This is a genomic window from Pseudonocardia sp. GCM10023141 (genome assembly GCF_042653605.1).
Window position 1 is genome coordinate 72,671 of record NZ_JBHSIR010000050.1, and the last position, 12,704, is coordinate 85,374.

The 12,704-nt window shown below is 75.1% G+C and carries 1 protein-coding gene (cut by a window edge); it reads right to left on the reverse strand.

Features of this window, described 5'->3' with window-relative positions; all coding sequences use genetic code 11:
- Positions 1-12,704: the 3' portion of a sigma-70 family RNA polymerase sigma factor gene (locus tag ACFPFQ_RS28655; protein ID WP_379624295.1), read on the reverse strand. Its footprint extends 39,358 nt past the window's final position; only the last 12,704 of its 52,062 coding nucleotides appear in the window; the start codon falls outside the window, past its right edge; it ends in the stop codon at positions 1-3.

A 12,704-nucleotide genomic window follows, 5' to 3' on the forward strand; every position in this document is an offset into this window, starting at 1 on the left:
CTATCGCGATCGCGGCAGATCCCGGTCGATCTCGGCGAGCTGCACACTGCGCACCGTGCAGTCCGGGCAACCGTCGAGGTGGGCCGCGACCTTGGCCCGCAGGCGCGTCGAGAGCGTGCCGCGCAGGAAGGCGGCCAGCTCGTCGAAGCAGGTGCGGCAGCCGGCATCCAACCCCGGTGGCGCGCCGCCGAGATGCGCCTGCAGGTAGGCCACCACCAGCGCCCGCCGGGCTCGCAAAGCGAGCGCCGAGACGGCGTTCGCGGACTTCCCCGAGGCTGCGGCGAGCTCGGCGGGCGAGAGCCCGTGCACCTCCATGCGGAGCAGGACGTCGCGATGCTCCGGCGAGATCATCGCGAGTGCGCGCGACATCAGGGCCGCGTCGGCCGACCGGAGCACCCCCGCTTCGGGGGTCGGGCCCTCGTCGAACAGCCGGTCCCCCGGCGATCGGCCGTGGTGGTCGTCAGGCTCGTCGAGCGACCGGAGGTGGCGGTCCTTGCGCGCGCGTGTCCGGACCGCGTTGCGGATGGCCGTGGCGAGGTAGGCCCGGAGCTGCGTCGGCCTGCTCCCGCGACGCAACGCCGACAGCACGTGCAGGAACGTGTCTGCGACCAGCTCGTCCGCGTCCGATCGGGAGCCGGTCAGTCGCAGCGCCACCCGGTTCGCTGCGGCGACGTGGCGCGCGTACAGGCGCCCGAACGCGGCCATCGCCTCCTGATGGCCCGCGGACCCGTCCCGGCCCGCCCGAACGATGTCGATCAGCTCGAGATCCGATGGCTCGGCTTCCCCCGCGGTGGGGGTCCGGCGATGCGTTCGAGCGTTCGCCACCCGGCCTGGAGCCGGCGGCACCGCGCGCGACGGAGCACCGGTGGCGGCGACCGCGGCGAGTGCCACGACGGCCGCCAGCACGGTGCCACGCCGCTTGCCTCGCCCGCGCGGACGCGCGGGGCGGGCCGAGACGCTGTGCAGGCCGACCCGCGGTACCCGGTACTCGGCAGGCTCCAGCCCGAGCAGCCGCAGTTGCGCCACCGCGGCCCGGCGGCGCAGCACCGGCGCGATCTTCGCCAGTGCCGCCGCGAGCGGCGGTGGCAGCCGAACCGACAGGACCGCCGCCCAACCCAGCACCAGCTTCCTGCGGGCATGGGCGTGGCGCAGCGTGTGGACCGATGCCGCGATCAGCACCGCCGTCACCGCGGCCGTTCCCGCGAGAACCGGGAGGCCGACGCCCGCCTCCGGGCCGGGCAGCGACCGCATCGGGGGCGGCGTCCCGGACGCGGCGGCGGCGCTCGCGCCGGACAGGGCGACGAGGGCCAGCGTCACCGGCGTCGCCAGGCCGACCACGACGATGCGGGTCCACCAGCCGATCCCGGCCGTCCGATCCGGCATCGGCCGGTACCGGGGTGAGCTTGCGGCCCCGCTCGCCTCCTGCTCGACAGGGTCGGACCACACCGAGGACGGCGGGTCGAGCGAGCTGGAGTAGGTGATCACCTTGCGGCGCCCGAGCTCATGGAGGCGCCATCCGGCCGCCCGCGCCGTAGGGGCGGTCAGTCCCGCCGCGACGAGCTCCTCGACCAGCAGATGCGGGTCGACCTGCTCGATCACGGCGATCACCTCCGGCGAGAACCGTCGCCCGTAGACCCGATCCACGAACGGTGAGGACGCGCCTGCAGGCGTCCCGGCGCCGGGGAACCCGAACGCGTGGTCGATGAGCTTCACGCGGTCGCCGTCGCGGAGGTGGTTGTCCCCGTGCCGGTCGCTGTTGGCCAGTACGAAGTCGACGATCGCCGCCCGTTCGACATCGGCATAGCGGTAACCGCCGGCGTCCTCCGTGCCGGGGACCACGTCGTGGAGCCACTGCTGCAGCGAACCCCGACCCAACCTGCCCTCCCACGGGAACGTTGGAGGGATCAGCTCGGGCCAGCCCAGCAGCCGGACCAGTGCGGCGGCCGCGATCTCGCGCGCCGCGGCGCCGCCGTCGGGATCGTCGAGGTCGAACTGCTTGTAGATGCCGACCCGCAGGTAGGTGCTCCCGGTCCAGATCTCGACCGCGTAGGGCATGACCTGGTTGGCGGGCAACGGTTCCGGCTTGAGCGGCACCAGGCGGTACCCACCCGGCATCAGCGCCAGCAGCTCGTCCCGGCTCATGTGCTCCGGCGGTTCACGGCGCCGCGGCGCCGGGCGCGTCGGGCCTGCGGTGGAGCCGGACGCCGCCCGCCGACCCACGGTGCCCGATGCCTGGAGCTCCTGCAGCCGCTGCGCCGCCGCCGCCGCGGGATCGGGTTCGACACCGGCTCCCGTCACGATGCCGAACAGGACGTCGACCGACAGCGCACCGACGGCCGCGAGCACGTCCACGGACAGGAGCGACGAGCCGAGTGCGGCGGCGAACGGTGAGCGGACCGATTCCGTGCCCACGACGAAGCCCCGCCCATTGTCGATCAACCGCACGGCGTCGCCGAACACCAGAAAGGTCGAGCTGTGGCGGTCGAGGTGCCCGGTCAGGTGATCGAGCACGGCGATCCGCTCGACGTCGCGAGGCCGGTAGGTGGCGACGTCCGGCCTCCCCGGTACGCCACCGGGCACGAACTGGCGCAGGGAGCCCCAACCGTGGGGGCCGCGCCAGGCGATCGTCGTGGGCACCAGGTCGGCCCAGCCGAGCCGGCGGGCCAACCGGGACATCGCGACGTCGCTCGCCGGTTCGCCGCCACCGATGTCGTGCAGGTCCCTGATCCGGTAGATGCCGACCGGTCGACCGTCCACAACGACGAGGAAGGGACCCGATGCCTGGCGGGACAGGCGGCGGAGCTCGACGCTTCCCTGCAGCTGCGCCCGCAGGTCGGCCTCGGTCAGATGTCGCGGCGCAATCCCTGATCCGGCCACGGCGGCGCGCGACAGGTGGCCGAGTAGCGGGAGTGCTCGGATGAGCGCCCGCGCCGTCAGCAGGGCCGAACCGAGCACGACGGCGCCCACCGTCACCAGTGCCAGCAGGCCACCGGCTCCGGGTTGCTGAGCGACGACGACGCCGGTACGGGCGCCCGCGGTGCTGCCGTGGTCGGTCAGCGAGGGCAGCAGTAGGCCCGCGGCAATCAGCCCGACCACGACCAACGGTGCATGGCCGAGGATCGACCACCGCGATCGCCGCTCCATCCGCACCCACTCCAGCGGCCCGGTGAGCACGGGGACCTCGGCGCCCCGCCCCACGATGATCAGGGCGAGGTTCGCCAGCGCGGGCGAGCCCTCCACGAAGTAGTCGAAATGAGCCTGTTCCAGATCACGGCTGCCGGTGCCGCTGTCGAACCGCTTCGCGCCGAACGAGGGGTCGGTCGGGACGACTGCGTGGAAGCGCTCCGGAATCCTCGCGATGGGGTCGCGTCCGGTAGCCGTGGCCCATGTGTGGCCGTCCGGCATCCGCAGCTGCGCCACGTGATCCACCGTCATGCCGGGGCTGCCCAGCACCACCAGCTCGTCCACCGGCAGCGGTGCGTGCTGCAGGTCGGATGCCGCGAGCCCCGTCGTCACTGATCCGTAGCTGTGCGCCGCGAGCGTGAGATGTGCCGGGGCTCCGGGCCGGGCCGCCCGCAGCCCGTTCAGGAATCCGCGCAACGCCGTGGCGCCCCGGCGCGCCGAGTTCCGCCCCGCCGCGACGCGCCACAGCTGCGGCGCGTCGTAGCCGTGCCACATGATCACGGCGACGTCATCGGAACCGGCAGCGATGCCGGCCTCCCGGGTGAGCGCCGCGCGGCGCACGCCCTTGGCGACCTGGGCGAGCCGGTGGTCCTTGCCCGCAACGTGCACGGCGACGTGCGCGGCGGTCTCCGGATCGCCGATGGCGATGATGTAGCGGCCCGCCCCCGTGAGCCCCAGCCCGAGCAGGAACCGCCGCGGACCGCCGGGGATGTCGTCGGTGGCCAGCTCCGCGGCGAGCGCACGCACCCCGGACAGCTTGTCCGCCACCGAACGGCGCGCCCGCTCGTCGAGGTCACGCGCATCGGCCTGATCCATGATCCACTGCAGCCGCCCGTGGACCCGGCCCAGCACCTCGCGGTTGACCGCGTCACGGATCGCGGCCGGGATCCCGTCGAGGCTGCCCAGGTCCACGACACCGGCCGCGCGCACCTCGGCGCGCGCCGGCTCGTCGAGCCACTCCCACCAGCGCGCGACCGCGTATGGGTTCGCGCCGACCGGTGGCATGAGCCGTCGGGCCGGTTGCGAGCCGCGCGGACCGACCAGGCCGCGGATCGTGATGACACCCACGACGGCGAGCACGGCCCCCACGAGCGCCACCGCCACCTGGCCCGGCGGCAGGGTGTGCAGGTGATCGACGATGCCGTCACCCGTCGCCTGCCCACCCGGCAGGTCGACGCCACCGGGCACCGCGAGCAGCATCGTGGTGCGACCGCCGCCGAACCAGCGCCGCAGGCCCCTCGGCGACCGTTGCGGGCTCGGCGACTCCGCTCCGGGCCCGACCTGTGCCGCCACCAGCGTGTCGGTGATGATCCGCACCTGCTCACTGCCCGGACGCCGGACCAGGTCGTCGACGCCGGTCGCGGCGGCCGGGTTGGCCAGCAGCTCCGCGACGAACGCGGGCGGAGCGCGGGCCAGCAGGAGGTCGAGCCGGTCGGCGGGGCGGTAGTGCGCGACGCCACGGCGGTAGCGCGCGTCGAGCAGTCCGGCGCCGACGGCCTGCTCGAGCCAGCGGTGCACCGTCTCGAGCGCGTGCTGCGCGCCGCCGAGGTGCGCACCGAGTGCCACCAGCCAGTCCGGGGCGATGTGCGGGAGCCCGCCGGGCAACCCCGCGTGGACCTGAACAGCGGTGAAGCCGAGCGCTGCCGGGCGCCGGGTGCTGCGGTCCACCCGAGCCCCCGTCGCGGCCGAGCGGGCCACCGCGTGCCCGTTACGCACCAGGTAGGCGGCGATGACGAACCGTCCGACGTCCAGGCCGGCCCGTTGCGCGGCAGGCGCGGCGGGGCGCACCCCCGAGTGCGGGTCGAGCGACAGCACCACCGGTGCCTCGATGACGGCCAGCGCCGGGTGGCGGTGGTGCATGTCGGCCCGCATCCGCGCACCGTCGGCGATGGCCCTCCACACCTGGTACTCCCTGCTCACCCCGGCCTTCTGCGCAGCGCGGGTCGCGTGGTGCAGCCGCTCGAGCGCGCCGGCCGCACCCGTGAGCGCCTCGTCGTGGTGACGGCGATCGGCCGGCGTGCCGCGGTGCGCGGACCGGCTCGACACCGCGTTCAACGTCGAGCTCGCCGCGTGCACGGCCGCCACCGCGACCCGCAGTTCCTGCCGCAGGTGCGGGACGGGTCCGGCGAGTGTTCGCCGGGCCGCGCGGAGCACGGCGTCGATCCGGTGTCGGGGCATCCCGATCGCCGTCGCCTCCCTGCGGAACCGCTCGGTCTCCCGGGTCAGCGCGGCCCGGGCCCTCGCCAGGTCCGCGGTGGCGGTGTGCCGGATGCCATCGCCGATTCCCGGGGTCAGCTCGACCTTGCTCCGGAACGCGGCGGCGCCCCGGACCGCGCGACGCAGCTCCGTCAACGTCCCGGAGTGCTCACCGATCAGCGCCGCTGCCTCCGCCCGGGTGGTGCGCCCGCTGGTCGTTCCCGGCCACACCACCGCCGCGGCACGGTGTTTGCGCTGGTAGGCCAGCCCGGTGAGCCTGCGCACCAGCCACCCCGCGCTGTCTCGCAGACCCGGCCGGACGTACCGCGCCGCCCGGTCGGCATCCGCCAGCAGCTCCAGCAGCGCCGCGTAACCGGCCCGGACGTCGGCGGTTGCCGGCGCGGACGTGCCGTAGTGGCGCACCAGCACCGAGAGCTCGGGATATCCCGGCAGGCCCGCGCTGCGCGCCGCCACCCCGGACGGGTTGACCCGCAGCGCATGCCGCAGACCCGCACCGGCCCCCGCCCACGCCGCCGCCAGCACCGGATCGGCCAGGTGCCCGCGGCCGGACGTCGTGGTGAGGGCACCCGCCCGCTGCAGCGCGAACAGCCGGGCGCGCCACATCCGGCGGCGCCCACCGAACTCGCCCGCGAGCCGCGTGGCAGTGATGGCGCGCCTGCGGCCCGCGATGAGCAACGCCAGCTCGAGTGGCGAGCGCGGGCCATGGGCCCACCCGTGCCGATCGACGACCAGTGTCGCGATCGCGGCGTCGACGCGGGCCCGCCAGCGGTTCCGGACGGTCCGGCGTTCCGGGGCGGCCATCTCGATCTCGTGCAGCGTCGTCACCAGGTCGTTCACCAGCAGGAGCGCGCGTTCGAGCCGGCGGTAGCCGTGCAACGCCGCTTCCATCGCCCGGATGCGCGCGCTGCTGACGGAGCTGCCGCGGCGGGTCGCGGCGGTCAGCGAGCGCTCCTCCCGCTCGGCGAGCCCGGACACGCTGCGCAGTCGGGCAGCGAGGAGCTTCTCGGCAGCGGCCATGCCGGTGGCGGCGTCCACCTTGCGGGCCCGCTCCCGGCCCAGGTCCATGTCGAGCAGCTCGATGGCGAGCTCGGCCCGGATCCGGGCGTCCTCGTCGTTGACCCTGATGGCCTCGGCCAGTCGCGCCTGCGTGACGTCGCGCCAGATCCCCTTGAGGAAATCGATCTTGCGGTGCCTGCGGTCCACGCGCCCGGCGGTGAACATCCGGTCCAGCTGACCGCGGCGCAGCGTCGCGATCCGCCGGTCCAGGCCGAAGGCCGACAGGTTCGCCGGGCGCATCAGCTCGGTCACCATCGCCTCCACCAGCCAGCCCTGGAAGCGCACCGCCCGGGCCGTCGCACCGGCTGGTCGCAGCCGGCCCAAGGCTCGGGTCAGTGCGGTGCCCGGCCGGTTCGCCAGCCCGGTCGCCACCATGAACGGGATCATCGCGACGAGTTGACGGTGCTGCTCGTGCCGCTGTGCGAAGGCGATCCGGGCCTCGGTCAGCAGCGCGGCGATGTGCTGCGGGTCGCCGTCGCGGGTGCGCAGATCCGGCCACACCGCGGTGGGTGTCCGCAGTGCGGCGACCACCGCCGGTGCCAACCGGCGCGCACTGCGACGGGTCAGCGCGACCGTCGACAGGCCGTGGTCACGATCCACCGCGCGCAGGCGGTGCGCTGCCGACCGGGCCGAGCGGTTCAACCTGCCGAACTCGACCCACGGGGGCGACGAGGTGATCCCGAACGGACGCGGCCGGTCCTGTCGCACCGACCGGACGTCGCTGACGTAGCCCTTGAGCCCGAACGGCTCCTCGCTCCGATCGCGGATCACCCACTGCAGGGCGACGAGCACGGCCACCCCGGCAGCCCGCACCCCGATCGAGGCGATCGTGTCGGGCTGACCCGGCAGCGGACGGATGATCAGGTAGGACAGGACCGCGTTGATCATCGGGTCCGACGCCGTCAGCGTGACGATCCGCCAGTCCAGCCGGCCGAACGCGCGGAAGTCCAGCCTGCTGTACTTCAGGTTCTGGGTCCGGCGGATGTCCAGCTCGTGCAGCCGCCAGTCCGATGTCAGCCCGAGCCCCGTCCAGGTGTCCAGTGCCCGCAGGGCGCGGCCGAACCAGCGCAGCGGGCCCCACAGGTGCTTCGGGGTCGTGGTCCCGGCCGCGATGACGCGCATCAGCCGCAGCCGCCGGTCGGTGAGCCGCGTGCCCCACACACCGAGGCGGTCGACCAGCACGTCGCTCAGCGGCGACGACCAGCTCCGCGCCAGCACCCACACCCCGAGCGCCTGCAGGTAGGGCGTCCACCCGGCCGGCACGGTACTCAGGTGCAGGCCCGCGATGACCGGTGTCGAGACGACCGCGGCCAGCCCCGCGATCACGGACTTCCACATCCGGACGCCACCCACCCACTTGCGTTGCACGGCGGTGGCGAGGCCGGTGATCCCGCCTGCGGCCAGCACGGTGACCAGACCGGGTGTGCTGGAGCTGGTGAACAGCAGCGACAGCCCGGCGATCGGCGCGAACTCCAGCACCATGCGGGCGACGTTGTTGACCGCGTCGATCCCCGCCGAGTAGAGCGCCGAGTGCCGGGCGTCCGCAGCGGGCGACGTCTGGGTCCGGCCGGCGGCCATCGCCGCGGTCCGCCGGTTGTAGACGTAGCGGGCGTTGAGCGCCGCACTGACCACCAGCGCCGCCAGCACGGAGGCCAGGGTGCTGGTGACCTGGGCCGGATGGTTCGCCTCCAGCCACACCAGACCCCGCACCGCAGCCGGTGCGAGTACCGCGACCGCGCCGCCGAACGCGATCGCGACCAGCGTGCGGAGCGCGCGCCACACCCGCTGCGCAGCCGACCGGGCGGGCGGCGGACCGCGCGCCTTGCTGATCCACCACGCGGCGATTCGGCGAGCGGTGATCAGTGCCGCCGCAACGGTGGATCCGAGCACGACACCGCCCGGGGTGCCGACGGCGACCCCGATCCCGGCTCCCGCGCCGATCCCCGCCACGATCAGGCGCGACACGACCACCCGCGTGCCGTTGCCCGCGTCCACCAGCACCGCACGCAGCCTGCTCGCCAGCGCGGCCGGGCCCGTGTCGCGGCCGGCTCGCACGATCATCCGGTGGGTCCGCCTGCCGCTGATCCCGGCGGCCCGCGCGTCGCTGCGCGCCTTCTGCAGCAGGCGGGCCAGCTCCTGGCGCGCCGCGTCGCGCAGCGGGCCGGCCGGTGCGACGCGGCGCAGCCGCACCCGATCGGCGATACCCCGCGACTGGGCGCGCCCGAGCCGCCACCGCCCGATCGCGGACCTGATGCCGGTCGCCACCCCGCGCACGGACGGCCCGGCGGGTGCGGGCAGGAAGGCGAGGCGCTGCAACGGGATGCGCCTGTCTGGGTGGTGCAGCAGCGGATCGGACCTGTTGCGGAACCGGTCGGCGGCACCGGTGATCCCCGCGCGGATCGCCGCACCGGCGCGGCGCAGCGCCGGGGGCCTGCGCGTCGCGGCGAACTCCCGCAGCGCAGCCTCCAGCTGCACCCGCTGCGCGCCGGAGAGCCTGATCGACGCGATCAGGTCGGCTCGCACCGCGTGGCGCCACCTCGGCAGCCACCGTGGCGTCCAGTCCCCGGCCGCGATCATCGACTCGGCGAGGTAGAGCGCCGCGACGGTGCCGATGTCGTTCTTCCCGTGGCTCGTCAGCGCCGCCGTGATCGCGACGCCCTGCGCGTCGGTGGCGCCGACGGCACGCAGCGCGTCGCGCAGCTCGTCCATCGTGCCGAGCCGCCGCCGCACGGTGAGCTCCCCGTGCACGATCACGACGGCGACGACCCCGACCGTGAGCCAGGCCAGCGCCTCCAGCGCCGACGCCGTCAGGGGCGCGGTGTCGAGTCCGGCGGCCCGAAGGTCCTTGAACCGGGCCCAGAACCCGCTCAGCAGCGCCGCGATGATCAGGGGCCCCACCGCGAAGCTCCCGGCCTTCGCCGTGTTGTTCAGTGACGCCGCGGTCGCGCCGTCACCCCAGCGGGCGACCGGGATGCGGGCCGCCGACGTCGCCACCGCACCGAGGACGAACACCGCACCGAACGGGATGAGCCCTGGTGCCGCCCACATCCAGGCCGCCGCCGGGACGAGCAGGAGCGTCACCGCGTTCACCGCTCGCAGCAACCTGGCGGCGCTCGGCCGCCCGGCCTCGACGTCACGGCCCAGCAGCTTCCCGATGGCCCCGGGCGTCTCCGCGATCCTGCGGAACCGGTCCCACCCGAGACCCGTGGCCAGCATCAGGGCGCTGCGGACCAGCAGCAGGGCGCTCAGCGCGCCCGCCGATGCCGCGGCGGTCCGCAGCGTCGGATCGGCGATCGCCACCAGCTGGTCCACCATGGAGGCGCCCAGCCCCGCGGCCGGCAGCCCGGTGAGCAGCGTCAGCACCGCGATCGACGCCATCGATCGCTGCAACCCCTGCGGGGTGGCGAGGGCCGTGCGCGCGGCACCGCGCACCGCGCCCAGTACCGGCGACCTGCTCACCTGCTGCAGCACGCCGGTCCCGCCCCGCAGCACGACCCAGGCGGCCGCCGTCAGCACCGCGGCCCCTGCCGACATCACCAGCGACGTCAGCGCGACGCCGATGGCCGAGATGCTCTGCACCAGCCCCACCGGCAGCACGACCTGCGTCACCTTGAACGCCGCCTCGTAGCGCGCGTCCCTGGCGTCCTTCACCTCGACGCGGACCGGATGGCCACGGTCCATCGCGGCCCTCGCGAGGCCGCCCATCACGGCCATCACCGCGATGCCGATGACGGCGACCGGATAGAGCGCCGCCGCGCGGCTCACCGCCAGCAGGAGCAGCGCTGCCGTGCCGGTCAGACCCAGCGCCACCAGTACCTTCGTGTTCCTGATCAGCCGATCGCCCAGCAGCGCGGCGGTCAGCCCGACGCCCGCGCCGACGGCCGTCCCGGTCGCACCCTGCTCGGCGACCCACCGCTCCGACACGCCGAACGTGGACGCGAAGTCCGCCGACGCGAGCATCGGCATGCTGGCCGCCTGGCCCGGGAAGCCGGCGATGAATCCCACGAGCGGCGCCCGGTACCGGTCCCAGTCCTGCAGGGCCGTGTCCAGGACCGGGGTGACGTCACGGCGGGCGAAGCCGGCCAGCGCGGCCGCGTTCAGCGCCGCGAGTGTCGCGGCACGTTCCGCCGCCCGAGCCGCTTCCAGCGCGTGCTCCGCGGTGCGGAGGCGCGAGGCGAGGTCGGAGAGCGCCCGGTCGAGATCAGCGCCACGCCGTGCGGTGGCCGGGATCCCCGCTGCCACGAGCCGCCGCAGGGCCCGCTCGTGCACACGGATCGCGCGACCCAGCACGAGCCGGGCCCGGACCCCGGCGCGGAAGCGAGCCGTGCCTGCCGGCCTCCGGGTCGCGGCGAACACCCGATCCGTCGCCAGGCCGCGCCCTCGCCCCCGAACCGCCGCCGATCCCGCCGGCCGGTGAGCCGCGGCGAGCTGCGCCTGCAACCGGCTCACCCGTGCGGTCGCCCGCGTGACGGCGCGGCTCGCCGCGCGGACCGGTACGAACAGCGCGCGCAGCTCGGCCGCGCGGGCGCGGTCCCGCAGCGGCAACGGCAGCCGCGACCGGAGCGACGGACGCACCGCGCCGCCGTCCCAGCCGACCTCGCGCAGCACCCCGAGCACGCCGTGGGCGAGCTGCGACGTCGAGACGCTCGCCGGTGTCTCGTACCCCAGCAGCCGGGCGAAGCGCTGCTCGCCCAGCACGGCTTCCAGGTTGCGACCCAGCGCCGCGGTCAGCTGCGGCGGCGCCTGCGCGAGCTGGTGGGCGAGCACCGCCGAGGGAACCAGCATCCGGCCGTGCGCGCTGTGCTCGATGCGGACCAGGCCCGCCTCCGACAGCACGTCGAGCAGGCGGCCCATCCCGCTGCGGTCGGGCAGCCGCGCCAGATGCGCGGATCGCAGCGCCGCTGCGGGCCCCTGGCGCGGGATCGTCGCGATCCGGCCGGCACCGAGCGCACGCATGCTCACTCGCGCCGCCGGGTCGGCCGTCCACATCCCGATCAACCACTCCAGGAACACGACGTCCGGCCGCACGGACGCCGCCCGCAGGTCGACGGCCTCGACCAGGTCCCACCGGGCAGCGCGCTCGACCTCGACCTTCGCGCGCCTGCCGGCCTGCCAGCGGCGAACCAGCGCGATCGACACCAGCACGGCGCCCAGGCCACCGACACCCCAGCCGAGCCGGCCCAGCCCCTCGCCCGATCCCGGAGCGGGCGCAGGCACCGCAACCGGCGGTGCCGGCACCGTGCTCGGGGTGGTCGGGGCCACGGAAGACGGGGCCGGGACCGTCGGCGTCACCGGGGGGACGGGCGGCACCGGCGGAGCCGGCGTCACCGGCGGGACGCCCGGCGCTGCGGGCCGCCCCAGCGACAGCTCCCAACCGGGACGGATCAGGTCCAGCTGCTTCCAGGTCCGGAACCGGTCCCGGTTGGCCGCGAAGATCTTCTGGACGGTGGTGCCGTTCTCGGCCGCGATCGCCGTCACCGTGTCGTCGACCTGGACGACGACGGTCTCCGACGTACCGGGCCCGGCAGGCGCGGCGGCAGCGGGCGTCGCGAGACCGATCGGCGCCACCCCGATCGTCGCGCCGACGAACACCCCGGCCACCAGCTTCCGGAGCCGGTGGGTCGGCGGGCCGCGCGGGCTCGGCAGCTCGCGGAGCAGCCGCAACACCACCCGACCGACCAGCACGACCGCGACCGCCGCACCGGCGAGCACGCCCGACGGCAGCGCGTGCAACCAGGAGACGACGCCCTGGCCGCCGGAAGCCGGGAGTGCCATCAGCGGCAGCAGCCCGGTCCGGCCCGGCCCCGGCGCGGTGCCCACCCGCAGCGGCTGGACACCGACGAGGCGGTGCTCCCGATCGCGCGCCCACGTCCGGATCTCGATGACGCTCGTGTGCGTGCCGTCCGGGAGGCGCGCGACGTCGCGTCCGAGATCGACCCACTGGGTCACGAGGTCCGCACCCTGCTCGATCAGGCTGTCCTCGCTGTGCCACACCTCGACCAGCAGCTCGTAGAACGCTGCGGCGACCGCCGCCGGGTCGGCATCCTCCGTCCCGAGCAGCCAGCGCCGGGCGTTGACCGCGTGCATCCACGTCTCGACGCCCATCGGGGTCAGTCCCGATGCGGGATGGCCGTCCCAGCCGTCCGCGCGGCCGGTGAGCCAGCCGTCGATGAGCAGCCGGCCCTTGGCGCTCGCCAGCGCGATCGCCGGGACGGTGACCGGCCCGCCACCGGGGTGCGACGCGCCGA